This window comes from Moraxella sp. I5G (assembly GCF_055193055.1).
Genome location: NZ_JBUXLH010000016.1, coordinates 1 through 18,658 on the forward strand (window position 1 = coordinate 1; position 18,658 = coordinate 18,658).

Annotated in this window: 15 protein-coding genes; 8 read left to right on the top strand and 7 right to left on the bottom strand. The window is 37.1% G+C overall.

What is annotated here, in order from left to right:
* The 3 genes from dnaX to lysS all read right to left on the bottom strand — a co-directional run.
* The coding region (gene dnaX / locus ACZBKJ_RS08575) for a DNA polymerase III subunit gamma/tau (protein WP_463200622.1) at positions 1-1,179 on the bottom strand (1,179 nt) is incomplete at its 3' end.
* 28 nt (positions 1,180-1,207) lie between these two features.
* Complete coding sequence (locus ACZBKJ_RS08580) at positions 1,208-2,695, bottom strand: cation:proton antiporter (RefSeq protein WP_463200624.1); 1,488 nt, start codon at positions 2,693-2,695, stop codon at positions 1,208-1,210.
* 124 nt (positions 2,696-2,819) lie between these two features.
* Positions 2,820-4,337 carry a lysine--tRNA ligase gene (gene lysS, locus ACZBKJ_RS08585; protein WP_463200625.1) on the bottom strand — a complete coding sequence of 506 codons (1,518 nt, stop codon included), beginning with the start codon at positions 4,335-4,337 and terminating at the stop codon, positions 2,820-2,822.
* A 308-nt stretch (positions 4,338-4,645) separates the two neighbouring features.
* Between lysS and ACZBKJ_RS08590 the strand changes: the two genes are divergently transcribed.
* On the top strand, positions 4,646-5,929 hold the full coding sequence (locus ACZBKJ_RS08590; RefSeq protein ID WP_463200627.1) for an NRAMP family divalent metal transporter: 1,284 nt from the start codon (positions 4,646-4,648) through the stop codon (positions 5,927-5,929).
* Positions 5,930-5,982: 53 nt separating this feature from the next.
* Here ACZBKJ_RS08590 and prfA read toward each other — a convergent pair whose 3' ends face one another.
* A complete protein-coding gene (gene prfA, locus ACZBKJ_RS08595; protein WP_463200628.1) occupies positions 5,983-7,062 on the bottom strand; it encodes a peptide chain release factor 1 in 1,080 nt (359 codons plus the stop codon).
* 304 nt (positions 7,063-7,366) lie between these two features.
* On the opposite strand from prfA, the gene pnuC reads away from it, so the two are divergent.
* Together pnuC and ACZBKJ_RS08605 are read left to right on the top strand one after the other, a co-directional pair.
* Positions 7,367-8,068: a nicotinamide riboside transporter PnuC gene (gene pnuC, locus ACZBKJ_RS08600; RefSeq protein ID WP_463200629.1), complete on the top strand. Its 702-nt coding sequence runs from the start codon at positions 7,367-7,369 to the stop codon at positions 8,066-8,068.
* Entirely contained in the window at positions 8,028-8,579 is a 552-nt protein-coding gene (locus ACZBKJ_RS08605) for an AAA family ATPase (protein ID WP_463200631.1), read from the top strand. Before pnuC ends, ACZBKJ_RS08605 begins: the two co-directional genes overlap by 41 nt.
* A gap of 104 nt (positions 8,580-8,683) precedes the next feature.
* On the opposite strand, the gene ACZBKJ_RS08610 is transcribed toward ACZBKJ_RS08605, so the two are convergent.
* Positions 8,684-9,829 (bottom strand): beta-ketoacyl-ACP synthase III, encoded by a 1,146-nt coding sequence (locus tag ACZBKJ_RS08610; RefSeq protein ID WP_463200632.1) that lies wholly within the window; start codon positions 9,827-9,829, stop codon positions 8,684-8,686.
* A gap of 97 nt (positions 9,830-9,926) precedes the next feature.
* Positions 9,927-14,078: an ATP-dependent RNA helicase HrpA gene (hrpA, locus tag ACZBKJ_RS08615; protein WP_463200633.1), complete on the bottom strand. Its 4,152-nt coding sequence runs from the start codon at positions 14,076-14,078 to the stop codon at positions 9,927-9,929.
* A 276-nt stretch (positions 14,079-14,354) separates the two neighbouring features.
* On the opposite strand from hrpA, the gene tolQ reads away from it, so the two are divergent.
* From tolQ to ACZBKJ_RS08640, 5 genes are all read left to right on the top strand, one after another.
* Positions 14,355-15,038, top strand: coding sequence for a protein TolQ (gene tolQ, locus ACZBKJ_RS08620; protein WP_463200635.1), 684 nt, complete (start codon positions 14,355-14,357; stop codon positions 15,036-15,038).
* Positions 15,035-15,490, top strand: a complete 456-nt coding sequence (gene tolR / locus ACZBKJ_RS08625) for a protein TolR (protein WP_463200636.1) — start codon at positions 15,035-15,037, stop codon at positions 15,488-15,490. The genes tolQ and tolR overlap by 4 nt, the downstream gene beginning before the upstream one ends.
* Before the next feature lie 13 nt (positions 15,491-15,503).
* Positions 15,504-16,388, top strand: a complete 885-nt coding sequence (locus tag ACZBKJ_RS08630) for a cell envelope integrity TolA family protein (RefSeq protein WP_463200637.1) — start codon at positions 15,504-15,506, stop codon at positions 16,386-16,388.
* Positions 16,389-16,429: 41 nt separating this feature from the next.
* The gene (locus tag ACZBKJ_RS08635) at positions 16,430-17,725 is read left to right on the top strand and encodes a translocation protein TolB (protein ID WP_463200639.1); all 1,296 of its coding nucleotides are present in this window, start codon (positions 16,430-16,432) and stop codon (positions 17,723-17,725) included.
* A gap of 102 nt (positions 17,726-17,827) precedes the next feature.
* Entirely contained in the window at positions 17,828-18,079 is a 252-nt protein-coding gene (locus ACZBKJ_RS08640; protein ID WP_463200640.1) for a hypothetical protein, read from the top strand.
* Here ACZBKJ_RS08640 and ACZBKJ_RS08645 read toward each other — a convergent pair.
* The gene (locus ACZBKJ_RS08645; protein ID WP_463200641.1) at positions 18,076-18,642 is read right to left on the bottom strand and encodes a flavodoxin family protein; all 567 of its coding nucleotides are present in this window, start codon (positions 18,640-18,642) and stop codon (positions 18,076-18,078) included. The genes ACZBKJ_RS08640 and ACZBKJ_RS08645 overlap by 4 nt on opposite strands.
* Positions 18,643-18,658: the final 16 nt, after the last annotated feature.

Below are 18,658 nucleotides of genomic sequence, written 5' to 3' on the forward strand. Positions count from 1 at the left end.
CGCTAAATTTTCATTCGCTAAATTTTCATTCGCTAAATTTTCATTCGCTAAATTTTCATTCGAAGAAGTCTGCGGCATTTGATTTGAAGTAACATAATCAAAAGCAATCATGCGGATGATGGTCATTTCCAACGCTTGCATTGGTGTTGTTGCCAATTGTGCTTCTTCGCGGCTTTTATTGACTAGCGTATAAAAAAGTTGTAATTGGGTTGGAGAAACTTGTTTTGCTAACGCCAAAAGTGATTCTGCCTGATTAGTGCTCATATCCAGCGGTATATCAGGCAAAGTTTGAATCATCGCTAAATCATGTAGGGTATCAGCGATATCATCTAAAATTGCAATGGCATCTACCATCTGCTGGCGCATTTTTAAAATAGTTTTGGTAAGATTTGGGCGATTATCTGTAAAAATATCCTCAATCAATGCCACAATATCTAAACTATCCACCAATCCAAGCATTTGAGTAACGGTATCTTCTGTTAAAACCCCACCACCAAAAGCAATTGCTTGGTCAGTTAAAGACAATGCATCACGCACTGAGCCCTTGGCAGATTTTGCCAATTGCCATAAAGCTTTATCACAAAATCCAACCTGTTCTTGATTTAAAATATACATCAAATGCTGATAAAGCATCTCTTGAGGTAAAGGGCGCAGCACAAATTGCAAACAGCGAGAAATAATAGTTACAGGAAGTTTTTGCGGGTCAGTAGTTGCTAAAATAAATTTGGTATGTTCAGGTGGCTCTTCCAAAGTTTTTAATAACGCATTAAAACTATGTGTAGACAGCATATGCACTTCGTCAATCAAATATACCTTATAACGCCCTTGTGTTGGTGCGTAAGGTACATTTTCCAGCAAATCTCGAGTGTCTTCCACCTTGGTACGGCTAGCCGCATCAATCTCAATTAAATCAATAAAACGTCCATCATCAACGCTGATACAAACATCACAAACACCACAAGGAGTACTGGTAATGCCTGTTTCACAATTTAGACATTTTGCTAAAATTCGAGCAATGGTTGTCTTGCCGACTCCGCGCGTTCCTGTAAACAAATAAGCATGATGCAGTCTTTGCGTGTCAATAGCATTGGCTAAAGCTTGACAGACATGATTTTGCCCAATCAATTCATAGAAATTTTTCGGACGATATTTACGAGCAAGAACTTGATAATTGGACATAACAATACAACATCGTAATATTAAATATTTAAAATCTATCTGGATTATTCAGTGAAGCAGGCGTTTCATTTGCTACATCATTGTATTCTGGCAGCGCTTTTAATTCTTCTTGATTGGGTTCATACAATGAAATGGTTTGATTGCCAAACTTATCTTCACTCAATACATAAAGTCTATCTGAACGATTCATAATTTTATGCATCATTCTTTGATACCAACCCATAAACCCAGTTTTAGGTTCATCAGCATTATAATAAAAGGTATTGATAACTGCAGGTAGTCCCAAACCGCAAACCACACCTGATAGCAATACCACAATAAAAGTATAGCCAATTAAAATATTGTTATAAGGTTTTAATTGTGGAATATGCGAAACCGCCAAAATCAGCGCTAAAGAAATACCGCCACGCACCCCACCCCAAGATAATATCTCAAGACTGCCTTTATAAGAACTCTTTTTCAAACTTGGAAAAAAAGCAAAAGAAGTGAAATTTGCAATAAAGCGCGCCAAATGCAACAAAGTAAATGCGACAATACCACCAATCACAATTTCTACAGTTAAGTCCAAAATAAATAATTCAAGGCCAATTAGAGTAAATAAAAATGAATTAATAATACCTTCAATGGTATGCCAAAAATGATTAATTTCACAAATATCGTGTTCTGCTAAAATTTCTTGCCAGCGATTACCCACCATCAAACCTGCTATGACACAGGCTATTGGAGCTGATGCATGAGCATACAGCGCCACCAAATAAGAACCAGCTGCCAAAACTGCTGTAGTTAAAATCAAAGATTCAGTTTCATTTTTACCTTTTAAAATATAAAGTGCCATTCTACCAAAAGCAATGCCAATAACCACGGCAACTAAAATTTCATAACATAAATGCCGAATGACAGATAATAAATTAAAATCCGCTCCTTGTATGACTTTTAAAATTGTCATAAACACCGCAATACACATGGCATCATTAAATAATGATTCACCTTCTAGCTTTATCATCAAATGTTCAGGCGCCTTAATAGAACTTAATACGCCCTTGATGCCAATTGGGTCGGTCGCTCCCAATGCACTGCCCAATAACAACAAAACAATTAAAGGAACCTCTTTGCCAATAATAAATTGGTAACCATATAAGAAAAATCCAAAAACAATCGCACAAAGCAACAACGAAATACTGGCTAAAATACTAATCGGCTTCCAATATGATTTTAAATCGGAAACTTTAAATTTTAATGCTGATGCAGTTAAAATAAAACAAATAACGCCATTAATTAAAAAATCATAAAATTGTATTTTGGCAACCGTATCTTCAATTGCTTTAATGTTGATAGAAATAAATTGATTGCCATGCAACAAAGTTGCCATCCATTGTAATAAAAAAACCAATAGTGCTGAAACAATTGGCACACCAATCGCTTGAGGAAGATTTAAAAATCGTTTATTAAATAACGTTGTAATGATAGAAATTAAACATACCACTACAAAAATTTCCAAAAAAATAAAATTACCCATTATCCCATCATAACTTTTAATAAATTAAAAAATAAAGGCGTGTTTTAAATAGAAACACGCCCCATTATGATTTAATTAATTGTTTATTTTAATTCAGTATTGAATTAAATGCAAAATAAAACCATCAATCTTTGCGACGCATATGCGGAAATAAAATTACATCACGAATACTTGGTGCATTGGCAAATAACATCACCAAACGATCAATACCAATGCCCTGACCCGCTGTTGGCGGCAACCCATACTCTAACGCCTCAATAAAATCTGCATCGTAATGCATTGCCTCATCATCGCCTGCATCTTTTTCAGCAACTTGCTGCATAAAACGCTCAGCCTGGTCAATTGGGTCATTTAATTCGCTAAAACCATTAGCAAGCTCACGCCCTCCAATAAACATTTCAAAACGATCAGTTACATGTGGGTTATTGTCATTGCGGCGTGCTAATGGCGAAGTTTCAGCTGGATAAGCCGTAATGAATGTTGGCTGGCGCAATTTGGTTTCTACCGTTTCTTCAAAAACGATGGTTTGTAATTTACCCAAGCCAAAAGAAGGTTTAACCTCTTCTTTTAGTGTGTTTTTTACAAAATCTGCCAAAAATTCAGAGTCATTAACATTGTCAGGCGTAAACTGTGGATTGTGTTTTAAAATAGCATCAAACATGGTCATTTTTTCAAAAGGACCTTTAAAACTAAACATCTCTTCGCCATAAACTACATCGGTTGTTCCTAAAATATGCAGCGCTAGTTTTTCCAACATTTGTTCAGTCAGTGCCATCAGATCCTGATAGTCAGCATAAGCCTGATAAAACTCAATCATTGTAAATTCAGGGTTATGACGCGTTGATACGCCTTCATTACGAAAATTACGGTTAATCTCAAACACACGTTCAAAACCGCCAACAACTAATCTTTTTAGATAAAGTTCGGGAGCAATGCGCAAATAAAGCTGCATATCCAAAGCATTATGATGGGTAACAAAAGGTTTAGCAGAAGCACCGCCAGGAATCACATGCATCATCGGCGTTTCTACTTCCATAAAACGCTCACCCTTTAAAAAGTTACGCACCCCTTCAACAACTTTGGTACGAATTTCAAATACACGGCGCGTTTCTTCATTGACCATCAAATCCAAATAACGCTGACGGTAACGGGTTTCAGTATCATGAAGCCCATGAAATTTATCAGGTAGCGGACGTAGTGATTTGGTTAAAAGTTCAAAACTTTGCAAATGCACATATAAATCACCTTTACCAGAGCGCCCAATATAACCTTTAGCGCCCACAATATCCCCCAAATCCAATGATTTAATCAATACTAGGGTTTCTTCAGATAATCCTTTTCTGTCCACATACAGCTGAATGCGCCCTGTCATATCTGCAATCACAATAAACGAACCACGATTAAGCATCACACGCCCTGCAACACTTACAAATGTTTTTTCAGTATTTTCAATGGTTTGTTTATCCAAATCTGCAAATTTATCCTGCAAATCTTGGCAATAATCACTGCGTCTAAAAGTATTGGGATATGCAGTTTTACCCTGCTGATTTGCCTGTTGTTTTAGAGTTTGTAACTTGGCGTGACGCTGAGCGATAATGTCGTTTTCATTTTGAATATCTTGATTAGATGACTGCTGCGTCATGATGACTCCTTAAACAATTGTTTACATTTAACGTAATTTTGTATTAAATAATTAATAAAAGTGTTCCATTATAGCAAATAATCCATTGAGTTTAAATGCTAAATACCCAATCACCGCCAAAGTTTAACTGTTTTTTAATTTTAAACCGTCCTTAATAATTAAACCGTTATAGTAATTTTTGTAAAATTATGTTATTTTTAGTTGCTATTTTTTTATTTTAATCTAAATTAATGACTTATTTGCTGTTACTACAAATATTTTAGTCATTTATTTTTTTAATCATTCATTGAAATTTAAGCGCATTTATCATGACTGATAACCATATCTCTCAAGATTTCTCTGACCCCAAAGCTAATATTGGCACCAGCCAAAAGCTATCCTTAAAATCTTTTGGCCCGGGTATTTTAATGGCATCTGCCGCGATTGGTGGTTCCCATTTAGTTGCCTCAACCCAAGCTGGGGCATTGTATGGTTGGCAACTGGCGATTATGATTGTCCTTGCCAACGTTTTTAAATATCCTTTTTATCGTTTTGCTACCGAATACACCTACAGCACTGGCGAAAGTTTAGTTGCAGGTTATGCCAAAAAATCGCCTGCTTATTTATGGGCATTTTTTATTTTATGCATTGTCTCAGGCATTATTAGCACAGGCGCAGTATCTATTTTATGTGCGGTGATTTTGGGCTATATGTTACCTTTTGAATTAAACACGCTTGCCCTGTCCGCCATCATCATGGCATCATCATGGCTACTATTATTTGCAGGGCATTACAAATTGCTGGACAGTTTGACCAAATGGATTATTATCTCTTTAACCGCTGCTACCATCGCTGCTGTTTTTATCGCCGCTGGCAAACCATCTGCTATTGACCCAAATTTTATTCCCGCTTCGCCTTGGAATTTAGCAGCATTAGGATTTATTATCGCTTTAATGGGCTGGATGCCTGCCCCTTTAGAATTTTCAGCAATTACATCGGTTTGGACTGCCAAAAAAATCCGTACCGACCACACCAGCCGTTTTCAGGGCATGGTGGATTTTAATGTTGGATTTTTAACATCAGCAATTTTAGCGTTATTTTTCTTGGCAATGGGGGTGTTTGTACAATACGGCACAGGACAAGAAATCATCATGCAAGGTGGCGGCTATGTTGGGCAATTAATACAAATGTACACACAAACCATTGGTAGCTGGTCTAAAATGTTTGTTGCCTTTATTGCGTTTTTATGTATGTATGGCACAGTAATTACCTGCGCTGATGGTTATGGGCGTGCTAACGCTGAAAGTTTATCACTTATTACCACCAAAACCACTCAAGCGACCGAAAAATATGTCATGTTATGGACAACACTGACCGTAATTGGCGGCTATATTTTAATTGCATTTTTTTCAGGACAAATGGCAGCGTTGTTAAAGTTTGCCATGATTACTGCATTTGTCACCGCACCAATTTTTGCTTATTTAAATTACACACTGGCAAAAAGTGAAGGGACGTTAAGTCGTGGTATGAATATTTACGCCTTGGCTGGCATTGTATTTTTATCTGGGTTTACCGTTTTATTTTTATTACAATTTTTTAAAATTATTGGTTAAACCAAACACAATAAAAGGGTGAAACCACCCTTTTATTGCTGCTATCAATCAAATTACTCTTCAGAAACACTCGCCATCAAATCGGCTTGATGTTCACGCAATAAACTGTCTAAAATCTCACCCAAATCACCTTCCATAATTGCATCCAACTTATACAATGTTAAATTGATGCGATGATCAGTCATGCGTCCTTGTGGAAAATTATAAGTACGAATGCGTTCACTGCGATCACCGCCGCCCACCAAATTTCGTCTCATAGTGCTGTTAGCATCCACTTGTTTTTGCACTTTATCTTGGACAATTTTGGCAACCAACATCTTCATGGCTTTATCTTTGTTAGCATGTTGACTGCGTTCTTGCTGGCATTCCACCACAGTTCCTGTAGGAATGTGGGTGATTCGCACAGCACTGTCTGTTTTATTGACGTGCTGACCGCCCGCACCACTAGCTCGATAGGTATCAATGCGCAAATCGCTTGGATTGATTTCTACACTGTCATCAATCTCAATTTCAGGCATAACCGCAACTGTACAAGCTGATGTATGAACGCGTCCTTGGCTTTCAGTTTCAGGAACGCGCTGGACGCGATGGGCTCCACTCTCGAATTTTAAGCGACCATAAACATTAATACCAGAAACACGGCTGATGATTTCTTTGTAGCCGCCATGCTCACCTTCATTTGCAGATAATACTTCTACTTGCCAGCCTTGCGATTGAGCAAAACGTTCATACATACGAAATAAATCACCTGCAAAAATCGCTGCTTCGTCGCCGCCCGTACCTGCTCGAATCTCCAAAAATGCCGGCACTTTGTCATTAGGGTCTTTGGGCAGCATCATAATATTAAGAGTATCTGCTAACTGGCTGATTTTAGCTTTTGCTGCCAGAATTTCTTCTTCAGCAAGTTCTTTCATGTCAGAATCATCAAGCATTTCTTCAGCAGTATTTAGGTTTTCCTCAGCTTGTAAATAATCTTGCCAAGTTTGAGCAATCTCTGATAAATCACTGTGCTCAACAGATAAAGCACGAAATTTTTTGTTATCATTAATTATCTCAGGCTCAGACAATAAAGCGGTAACTTCTTCAAATCGTTCTACCATCTGGTCTAATCGAAAACGCAAAGATTCTTTCATAAGTAACTTATAATTAATTAAAAAGCTGCTTATTTTGCCATATTTTGTAAAATTTTGCTATAATAAACAAAATTATTTTGATAAAAAACAAAGTAATGAGTGGTAGTTTATTTGCTTCTTATTCCATTTCATAATAGATGAATTAATTTTTTTATATGAATCAATAATTAACTCAATTTCTTTATTTTTATCAATTATTTTAAACTGCATACCTCAATTTAAAAATCATCATACATGAATTAATTTATAAATTTCTTTGTTGGTTTTTTAATTTATTATTGATTTTAATTATTAATTTTTATTTATGGATAGTTTTTTTCATTTTATTTTTTCTCAATATCAAGATTATTCACCATTCTTGATTTTTCTTGAATTAATTGCATCAATCTTTGGGCTTATTAGCGTGCTTTTGGCTCGCCGAGGTAGTGTTTGGGCTTTTGGTGTTGGGCTGATTAGTACAGGGCTTTATGTTTATTTATTATGGCAATGGCAACTATTTGGCGATATGTTGATTAATGGTTATTACAGCATTATGGGAATTTATGGCTGGATTAACTGGTCAAAAAACAAATCCGTTGAACAAAATACAATTGAAATTCAAAAAACCACTTTAAAAGAATGGATGCTTCTAAGCGTATTAGCTTTAATTAGTTTTATTTTTGTTACTACAATTTATTATTTTAAACCTTGGATTAATAATAATTTTAATTTTAATCATATTACACTTGGATTTTCTCAATTTATTTGGACAGATTATTTTGATATTTTAACTACAGGTTTGTTTTTAGTTGCCATGTTACTAATGGCAAAACGTAAAATCGAGCATTGGATTATTTGGATTATCGCCGATATGATTAGTGTACCATTGTATTTTTACAAAGGTATGATTTTTACCTCTTTGCAATATATTTTATTTACTATTATTGCTTTTATGGGTTTATATAGCTGGAGAAAATTAGTTCATCATGACAATTACCTTGCCAACACCAAAATCCACACCAATTAAAAAAGTGCTTATTTTAGGAGCCGAATGCACAGGAAAAAGCACTTTATCACAAGATTTAGCTAATCATTTTAATACTGTTTTTGTAAGCGAATATATGCGAACCTATTTGCAAACAAAACCAGATGGTTATATTTGTCAATATAGCGATTTATTGCCAATCGCACAAGGTCAAATCTTAAACGAAAATCAACAATTACTATTTGCTCATGATTATCTATTTTGTGATACAGGACTTTTTGAATTAATGGTTTATGCTAATTGGTATTTTGACCATTGCCCTATTTTTATCATCGAACACATTAAAAAATATCCTTATGATTATATTTTATTAACAGATGATAAAGGTGTTGACTGGCAAGCTGATGGAATGCGTGATATGCCTTATGGGCGAGCAACCATTAAAGAAAAATTTATGTTAGCATTAAAGGATTTTGGGTTTAACTATTTAGAAATTTATGGCAATAGAAAAGAACGGGTTATGCAAGTTGAAAATTTACTTAAATCATCCTAAACACTAGTATGCTCGATTTGTCAAAATATCTGTACCAATAAAAACATAAAAACCCTTATCTAAAAAAACCAATAAGGGTTTTGCATAAACAATTTAATTTTGATTTAAACTTTACGCACAATGACCGAACCGACCGAGTAACCTGCGCCAAACGCACAAATCACCCCAATATCGCCACTTTGTACGCCATCTTGACAATCATGAAATGCCACAATTGGACTGGCAGAACTGGTATTTCCATACTCACTGATGGCAATGGGCGCAATCGCTTTATCGGCATTTTTCCCCATTACCGTACGTAAAATTAAATCAATCATATTAACATTAGCTTGATGCAGCCATAAACGTTTGACCTGTTGCGGTTCAAGTTGATTTTTTGCTAAATGTGTTGTGATGATTTGTGACACCTTAGGACAAACTTCCCGAAAAACTTTACGTCCTTCTTGGGTAAACAACTTATCAGTTGCAGGCTCATTTAAATCGCTATACATCTGCATATCATCTGCCAAAAATTCACTGCGATTTAAATAACCAAACTCATTTTTAATATTGGCTGAAAATTCAGTGAACAAATAGCTGTCCAGAATTTCATAACCTTTGGGGGCATCAAGTTCCTCTACGATGGTTGCAGCGGCAATATCTCCAAAAATAAAATGGCTGTCGCGATTTCTCCAATTTAAATGAGCAGAAAATACTTCAACATTTACAATGGCTATTTTTTTAGCAAGTCCTGATTTGATGCTACCAACCGCTTGCGAGATGGCGAATGTTGCTGCACTACACGCCACATTCATATCATAAGCAAAACCATGACTCATACCAACGGCGTGTTGAATCTCAATAGCGATGGCAGGATAAGCCCGCTGAAAATTTGAGCAGGCGCAAATAATTCCATCCAAATCATCTGCTTTTAGCCCTGCTCTATCTAACGCATTTTGCAGTGCTTTTGCACCCATTTCAGCCATTACTGATAATTCTTCGCCCAATTTTCTACTAGGAATTTTAGGTGCCATGATATCAGGATTTAAAATACTTTTTTTATCAAAGACATAACGCGATTTAATGCCTGACGCTTTTTCAATAAATTCTACGGTAGAGTATTGCAAAGCGGTTTTTTCGCCATTTTCAATCGCCTTTTCATGGGTTTTATTATACTTATCCACATAAGTGTTAAATGCAGTTACTAATTCTTCATTGGTGATTTTATCAGCTGGAACATAAAGCCCTGTAGCAGTCAAATAAATACCCATTTATTGTTTCCTATTTGGTTTATATATTAAAATACGGTTGTTTAGTTTAACACAAATCATTACGATTTATCTAATAGCATATCAGCGTATTTATCGGCTATTTTGTAGTTAATTCTTGCCATAATTTTTCAAGACGCTTAGCAGAAACTGGCACAAGTGTTTTCATTGGTTGGGCAAATAAATTAATACGGTACTCTTCTAAAAACCAGCGATAACGGCTAAATTTAGCATCGTGTAGATGTTTTGATATTTGATTCATTGGCTCGTCTAACAAATATATTGCATCCAAATCGGCATCTAGATTGTGTGGCAAACGCTCAAGACGAGTATGCAGTGCCTTTAAGTAACGTGGATACTGCTGCCAAACATTAAAATCTTCTTGATAAACAAAATCAGCCAAACATAAATTATCCAATTGGTCTTCTATATCAGCAATGTTTTCTTTAAAAATATTTGTGTCAAGCATTAGCATTTGTCCGCGAACACTTTGCCAAGTTGTATAAATTTGTTTTAAAGTTGCCAAAACCGATTGCCCTTGGGGCAAAAACTGCTCATGAAGGCGTTTTTGAGTTTGATAAAACTCCTCTTCATTGAGTGGTAAAATAGATAGCAAGGGGTATAATGTGTTATCAAAAGTTAATAAATTCTGACGGATACGATTGGTTTGAGAGTTTGAATTATTTTTAATAAAATCAATTCCTTGCTCAAATAATACTGCTTGTAACGTAGCATCAACTAACAATTTTTTTAATTTTTCTAAATCGCCAAGTGGTGCAAATGCCAATTTAAACGTCTTATCAATCTGTCCTGTTAGCTGTTTTTGTTTTGCCCCTAACGTACTGCGAATTAACGTCAAAACACCCATTTTATGGGTGGTTAATGCTTTTTTAACATCACTAAATTGATGAATAACCACTTGACCTATGTTGGCTGTTCCGGCATCTGCCAGCGCTGAAAATTCTTGGATAACCACGCCTGCACGGTGTTTATTTTGGGCAAACACAAAATGGCTAGGAAAGTGGTCATAACCCACATCATTAGTTAAAACCACTGCTTGAGTTTGTTTTTGATATTTTTGCTGAAGCGTATGAATATCACGGCTTTTATCCATCACACGATTATTGTCATCCACCACACAAATCAAAGGTTGTAAATATTTATCAATTGCTGACAATTTAAAATCTTTAGTCTCAACTTGTATACCCAATCTTTGTAAAGACTGGCATAATTGGTCTAACAGTCCAAAATTTTTATTGCTGTCCAATTGAGCAAAAATCTTATGAGCAGTATCAGGAATGGGTACAATGTGGCGACGAATTTCTTTAGGTAGAGATTTTAATAACTGCACAACCAATTCAAATCGCCAACCTGCAATCCCCCACAACAAATCCACGCTATTTAACTGCGACAGTGCGCTGACAGGCACTTTAACACTCACACCATCATCATCACAACTGGGGTCAAAAATATACGATAAAGGAAGTTTAAGCGCCCCAGCTTGCCAAACCGTTGGAAAATCTTGACCAGCTTTGGCATTTTCGTTCATAATATCTTCATCACGAAAATACAGCCGTTTATCGCCAGCACCAAAGAGCCAATCTTCAAATGATTTAGCTGATGCAATATTTTTGGGGATTTTTTGGTCATAAAACTGATACAAATCTTCTTCAGATACCAATAAATCACGCCGTCTTAGTTTATCTTCAGTTGATAGTGCCTGCTGAATTTTTTGGCGATTATGCACCAAAAATGGTAATGATTTTGGATAATTATCCGCTACCAGTGCATCACGAATAAAAATCTCCCTAGATGCTGGCAAGTCAATCTGTTCAAAATTAACCACTTGTTTTTGAACAATAATCAAACCAAATAAACTAATTTGAGCATAGGCTCGCACTTTGGCAGATTTTTTTGACCAATGTGGTTCAAAATAATGATATTTTAGTAGGTCTTTTGCTGCCGATAAAATCCAGTCTGGCTCAATCTTAGCCACGCACCGCATAAATACCTGGGAAGTTTCTACCACTTCAAACGCTAAGAGCCATTCTTTGCCTTTTTTATATAATGAACTGGATGGGAAAATTTGAGCTTTTTGATTTTTAGTCATCAAATACTCACCTGCCACATCCGTTTTGTGCGCCACAAATGATAATAAAGCAGTCAGCAATGCTCGATGAATGTTATCATAATGGATTTTTTGCAATGATTTATGTTCATCTGGCGAAAAACTGACATTATGTTTATGTTTTGAGTTTTCTTTAATGGGTTGTTGGGTTTTTGTGTGGCTGGATTTTTCCAATAAAGCTTGTTTTTCTATACAAAAACCTAATTCTGCCATCATTTGTGTCAATTGTTCATGTGTTTTTTGCCATTCTTTAATGCGCGGAAAACTCAAATAGTACTTTTTAGCAAAACTTTTGCGGCTATTGGCTGATAATTTATGATTGGGTGCATCTTGATGCATGGGATGGTTATCAAACAGCACTTTAAATAACTCTATATAAAATAAGAAATCTGAATCTTCTTTTCTAAACAAAGCGTGTTTTTGGTCAGCTTGGGCTTTTTTTTCAAATGGACGTTCACGCACATCTTGTACTGCCAGCGCCGACACAATGACCAACATATCTGATAAACAATCAAACTCATCTCCAGCAATTAACATTCTTGCCAGACGTGGGTCGATGGGCATTTTTGCCATCTGTTTGCCAATTTTGGTTAGAATGGTTGGTTTGTTTCTTTGCTTTTTACGGTCAGTTTTAGTGGGTTTATCATGAATGGCTGACAATTCATGCAGTAGTTTTTTAGCATCATTAATTAAACGAAAATCAGGCGGGGTAATAAAATCAAACTCTTCAGCCTGACCCAGACCCAAATGCTGCATCTGTAAAACCACACTTGCCAAATTAGTGCGCAAAATTTCAGGCTCGGTAAATAAAGGGCGGGCATGAAAGTCTTCTTCACTGTACAAACGAATGCACACCCCATCACCAATACGACCGCAACGACCTTTGCGTTGATTGGCGGCAGCTTGACTCACCGCTTCAATTGGCAATCTTTGAATGCGTGAACGATAGTTATAACGACTGATGCGCGCAAACCCCAAATCAATCACATAACGAATATTGGGTACAGTTAAAGCGGTTTCAGCAACGTTAGTAGCGATAATAATTCGCCTACCTTGGCTGCTAGGACTAAAGATTTTTTGCTGTTCACCAAAACTTTGTCTGGCAAATAAAGGTAGAATTTGAGTGTGAGGAAAATTTTTTAAGGTTAAAACTTCTTCTAGTTCTCTAATTTGTGCTTCGGTCGCTGCAAATATCAAAATATCAGCTTGATTTGGATGCCCTTTTTGACTGGCGTCCAAAAAACACTCTTCTACTGCACTAATAAGTGTTTTTGGTAAATTATCTTCAGCTTCATCAAACGCATCATCATCATAACTTTGAATAATATCTGCACTAATGGGACGATAACGCACCTCTATAGGATAGCTTCTACCTTCTACATTAATAATGGGTATTTTTTTACCCAAACTTTCAAAATATTCAGCAAAACGCTGAGTATCCAATGTGGCAGATGTAATGATGACTTTTAAGTCAGGGCGTTTTGGTAAGAGCCGTTTTAGATAACCTAAAATAAAATCAATGTTTAAACTGCGTTCGTGAGCTTCATCAATGATAATCGTATCGTAACGAGTCAAAAACTTATCATAGGCCATTTCTGATAGCAAAATACCGTCAGTCATCAGTTTTACAATACTATGACGGGTGCCTTCTTCAGTAAAACGTACTTTAAAACTGACAGTTTTTCCCAGTTCTTCACCAAGCTCTTCACTGATACGTGTTGCCACAGAACGAGCCGCAAGGCGTCTGGGCTGAGTATGCCCAATTTGTCCTGTAATGCCACGCCCTGCTAGCATAGCCAGTTTTGGGAGCTGAGTGGTTTTACCTGAACCCGTCTCACCTGCAACAATAATCACTTGATTGTGTGTAATGGCGTCTATCAAAGTTTGAGCTTGCTTACTAACTGGTAAATCATCGTTAAGATTTTGCATCAAATTAGCAGGAATGCTGTTTTTTCGTGCCAAAACTGCTTTGGCAGAACGCTCAATCACGCTTTGCAATTTGGCTTGCTTTTGTTGTTTTTCAGGCTGATTGTCTGGTAGTGTTTTTAGCTGTTTTTTTAACTGTTGAATATAATGATAATCTTTAGCTAAAACCTGAGGAATTGTTTGGGTCAAGTCATTCATTTTTATTATTATCACAAAAGAAGTTTATTATTCTAGCGATTTTTAACCAAATGTACAATACAGACAAGACAGCAATTGCATCAACCAATAACTGTGTCAATGTTTAACAAAATACAACCAAATAACTTTTTTATAAATTTGTTTTTTATAAATTTGTTTTTTATAAATTTGTTTTTTATAAATTTGTTAAAGCAAGCAAGCTAAACAGACAAACGGCATGGCGTTTTTTGATGTTACATTATATAATGGGCTGTTTTTGATATAAATTATTATCTTATGAATGAACTCAATATATTGGATTTAATTCTTGACGCCAGTTTTGTTGTACAGCTAATTATGGGAATTTTACTTGCCTTATCCTTACTTGGTTGGGCAATTATTGTGCGTTTATTTAGCAAATTAAGCGGGGCAGAACGCTTTGATGATGAATTTCGCGCATGGTTTTTTAGCAGCAACAACCTGACCAAACAATATCAAGCCGTTGCCAAAGAACCTGAACGAACAGGGCTTGAACAAGTTTTTTATGTTGGCTATGATGAATTTGTTAAAAATCAGCAGGCGGGTGCTAAACACGAACACTTGCTTGATGCCATAGAACGTAAATTTCGCGTCGCATTAGGTCATCAGCAAGGCAGTTTGGAACAAGGTCTTCCCATGCTTGCCAGTATCGGCTCAGTATCCCCTTATATTGGGCTTTTTGGCACAGTTTGGGGGATTATGAATGCATTTATTGGTCTATCAGGCGCTCAAAGTGTCAGTTTAAATACCGTTGCTCCTGGAATTGCTGAAGCTCTGATTGCAACCGCCATTGGCTTATTTGCTGCCATTCCTGCATCATTAGCATTTAACTATTTTACCGCTAAAGCCAATCGCATTTATGAAAATCGTTCTTTATTCTGTGAAGAACTCAGCAATATTTTTGCCTATCAAAACACCTTAAAGCAAGGCAATCATTCATGAAAAATCGCTACACTCGCAACAAATCCGCTCTAAAATCTGACATGAATGTTGTGCCCTATATTGATGTCATGTTGGTGCTTTTGGTGATTTTTATGGTTACTGCTCCCATGCTAACCACGGGTGTTGAGGTAAATTTGCCCAGTGAAAAAACCAGCAACATTGCTAAAAACGAATTAACTCCAGTCATCGTTTCATTGCAAAAAAATGGACAACTATTTATCAGTTATGAACATGCCATTGATAAAAAAGTCAGTGAACAAGAGCTTGCCGATATTTTAAGCGAATTAAGTCGTCAGCACAGCAATGAAAATAGCAATCAAGTGCAAGTGATGATTAACGCTGATAAAGACAACCAATACAGCAAAATCATGCATTTGATGGCAATCATCCAAAAAACAGGAATAGTTAAAGTTGGTTTGTTAAGTGAAGGACAAACACCACCCAAAAAATAATCTAAAGATAATCATGCAAAATTTTACTGATACCAACAGCACCACATTTTCATCTTGGATTGTAAGCGCTCTTATTCATGCGCTTATTGTTGGGGGAATTTTTTTTATTGCACAAACCAAACCGTTGCCTGAAGTAGAACTTATGGAGGCTAGTCTTGCCACAGGTTCGGACTTGTCAGGCATGAAAGCCCAAATTGCATCGATGTATGCCAAAAATCAGGCTGCTCAAAAACAGGCAACCACCAGTCAAGAAGTTACCTCTCAAGCTGTTGTTAGTGAAGAATTGCAATCTTATAATGACGATTTAGCCCAAAGACAACAAGAATATGAAGCCCAAATGCAAGCATACGCCAAAGCCTTGGATGAGGAAATCGCATCAGAGATGTATGCTCAAAAACAAGCTCAAAAAGCTGAGGATGAAGAGCGTCAGCGACAGGTAAACGAACTTAAGAGTAACGAACGCAGTAACAGCGAAATCGCTCAACAAAATAGTAAAGAATTAAGTAAATCCAAGGAATCTCAAAAACAAACCACCGGTCAAAGTTCACAAGCTCATGATAACGATGGCACAGATGATACACCCAAAACTCCAACTGTTGGACAAGGCGGCGTAGCAAAAGGTGGTAACGGCTCTGGCACGGGTGGTTCTAGCAAAAATGAAATCATCAGTGCCCTACAAGCCCATATCAAAAAATATTGGACGCCCACAGGCAGTAACCAAACTCTTCAAGTCAGCCTGCAAGTTGATGGACAAGGCAATGTATTAAGTGTACAGGTGAGCGGCGGCACCGATGTGCTACGTTCTGCCTTAGAAGATACCATTCGACGTGCTAGCCCTTTAACGCCGATTGAAGGTACCAGTTATCGTAATCTAAGTTTTAATTTTAGAATCAATTAAGAATGAATTTATCACCAAGTTTATCACCCAAGGAGTCTGATATGACCAAAAATCCCACTCTAAAAAAATTAGCATTTGCCTTAATGATTGGTTTATTTAATATTGGGGTACACGCTAATGATACAGACTTAAATTTTGAAATTGATGTGCAAGGCGTACAAAATCCTTATCAGGTGGCTTTTGTGCCATTTTATGGAAACAGCACCATTAGCAACACTATTATTGGGGATTTGCAACACACCGAACTTAAAACCACCAGTAACAATCTACCTGCTCAAGCTCATTCATCCGCCCAAATTAGCCAAAATCTAAGTCAATGGCAAGCTACAGGTTTTCAGTATGTGGTTATTGGCAGTGTCAATTCAGCAGCAATGGGCAAACTGATGATTAATTATGAGGTTATTGAACTGGCCACAGGTCGGGTAATGATGGGTAGACAAACCCAGATGGCAGATAATAACCCCAGTGCAATTCGTCACGCCAGTCATGTTGTCAGTGATAAAATTTATGAAATTATTACAGGCGAGCCGGGTGATTTTACAGGAAAGATTGCCTACATCGAGGAGACAGGCGACCCCCGACGCAAGCAATCAAGTTTAAAAGTTATGGATGCCGACGGTCAAAATATGCGCACTATTTTTAGTGTACAAGGTTCAATTTTTAGCCCAACTTGGTCGCCAGACGGCACGCAAATCGCTTATGCGGTACAAAAACCCAATGGTTTTCCTGTCATCTATGTGCAAAGTGTTATGGGCGGCGCAGGACGTGTCGTCACCCCATTTAAGGGCAATAATTTAGGCCCATCTTTTTCACCTGACGGCAGTAGCTTATTGTTTTCAGGAAGTCATGAAAATAACGACCCCGCCATTTATGAACTGCATATCGCATCCGGGCAAGTTCGCAAATTAACTCAAATGAATGGAGCAGAAAACTCACCCAGTTATACCCCCGATGGTCGCTCATTCGTCTTTACTGCCGATAATGGTTCGCGTACGCCTAGATTGTATCGTTATGATTTAGGCTCACGCCAAATCAGTCCGATTGGCGGTGCTGCTGCCAACCCTCGCGTTAGCCCTGATGGCAAAAAAATTGCTTATGTAACGGGTCGAAGTCTTGTTGTTGCCGGCGTCTCTGGAGGCTCAACCAACATTGGAGCAACGGGCATTGACGAATCGGCAAGTTTTTCACCCAATTCCAATCGTATTATTTATTCATCATACAGTGGCGGGCGCGGTCAAATGACCATTCGCTCTTTAAAAACAGGGCAAGCCTTCACGTTAACCACTCAAGGCACGGTTAGAGAGCCAACTTGGTCGAGAGGCGGATTGTCTTACTAATTTTTATAAGTAAGAAAGTGGCGCATAAACACAGTTTTGTGTGCCATTTTAATAAAAGTGATGTCTTTATAAAATCAAAACACCATCCAAAAGGTTAAGTTAATGATTAAAGCAAATTTGGCAAACATAAAAGGTTGTGTTTTTGTTATTTGGTTTATCGTTTTAACCGGCTGTCAGCATATTCAAACGGCTCGTCAGCCACTGCCTTTTAGGGTTGATAAGGCAGCAACCACTCACAAAACGTTTGAAGAAAAAACAATCCCAGCCCAATCTGATTATCACAAAAAAGAAAAATCTACTGATAACAAAACCTTAATTGATGAACCTTTTTTTATCTTAGAGGATTGGTTTTAGCAGTTAAATTTTAATATTGTTTTGGCTAAATGCTCACCAAAAAATACTGCTGTTTGTATATCGCCTACACACGGAGTAATGTCAGGCGGCGCATCTAAAGATTGAGTCATTAATCCCAAAAAACTGGATAGGCGATTGATATCATGTTCGGCACTGCCTGTCGGCAAAATTGGCAACCCCACCCAATTCATGCCATGCTGCATGGAAAAAAGGCATAACGCCTGCAAAACGGCAAGTTTGTCACCACTTAATCCACCAGAATTGGCAAATCCTGCTGCCATTTTTCCTTGCCAAGTTCGTTTAAGCCAACGTTTAGACGTGCTATCCATAAATTTTTTAAAATCTGCCGTTACTCCACCTAAATACACCGCGCTACCAAAAACCAGCATATCTGCACTGTCTAAATATTGCCAATCATCCTCCATGAGTTTTTGTACATCAAAAATTTGGCAAAACACTTTAGGGCTTAGTTTAAGCACTCCATCTTGTATAGCATAAGCTACGCGGCGAGTATGTCCATAATTAGAATGAAATAAAATGGCGATGGTTTTGGGAGTTGTCATTTGAGTTCTCTTAAAA

Excerpts from the sequence above, each read along its gene's own strand:
- ACZBKJ_RS08580 (WP_463200624.1), bottom strand. The coding sequence starts at position 2,695 with ATGGGTAATTTTATTTTTTTGGAAATTTTTGTAGTGGTATGTTTAATT.
- lysS (WP_463200625.1), bottom strand. The coding sequence starts at position 4,337 with ATGACGCAGCAGTCATCTAATCAAGATATTCAAAATGAAAACGACATT.
- ACZBKJ_RS08590 (WP_463200627.1), top strand. The coding sequence starts at position 4,646 with ATGACTGATAACCATATCTCTCAAGATTTCTCTGACCCCAAAGCTAAT.
- prfA (WP_463200628.1), bottom strand. The coding sequence starts at position 7,062 with ATGAAAGAATCTTTGCGTTTTCGATTAGACCAGATGGTAGAACGATTT.
- pnuC (WP_463200629.1), top strand. The coding sequence starts at position 7,367 with ATGGATAGTTTTTTTCATTTTATTTTTTCTCAATATCAAGATTATTCA.
- ACZBKJ_RS08605 (WP_463200631.1), top strand. The coding sequence starts at position 8,028 with ATGACAATTACCTTGCCAACACCAAAATCCACACCAATTAAAAAAGTG.
- ACZBKJ_RS08610 (WP_463200632.1), bottom strand. The coding sequence starts at position 9,829 with ATGGGTATTTATTTGACTGCTACAGGGCTTTATGTTCCAGCTGATAAA.
- hrpA (WP_463200633.1), bottom strand. The coding sequence starts at position 14,078 with ATGAATGACTTGACCCAAACAATTCCTCAGGTTTTAGCTAAAGATTAT.
- tolQ (WP_463200635.1), top strand. The coding sequence starts at position 14,355 with ATGAATGAACTCAATATATTGGATTTAATTCTTGACGCCAGTTTTGTT.
- tolR (WP_463200636.1), top strand. The coding sequence starts at position 15,035 with ATGAAAAATCGCTACACTCGCAACAAATCCGCTCTAAAATCTGACATG.
- ACZBKJ_RS08630 (WP_463200637.1), top strand. The coding sequence starts at position 15,504 with ATGCAAAATTTTACTGATACCAACAGCACCACATTTTCATCTTGGATT.
- ACZBKJ_RS08635 (WP_463200639.1), top strand. The coding sequence starts at position 16,430 with ATGACCAAAAATCCCACTCTAAAAAAATTAGCATTTGCCTTAATGATT.
- ACZBKJ_RS08640 (WP_463200640.1), top strand. The coding sequence starts at position 17,828 with ATGATTAAAGCAAATTTGGCAAACATAAAAGGTTGTGTTTTTGTTATT.
- ACZBKJ_RS08645 (WP_463200641.1), bottom strand. The coding sequence starts at position 18,642 with ATGACAACTCCCAAAACCATCGCCATTTTATTTCATTCTAATTATGGA.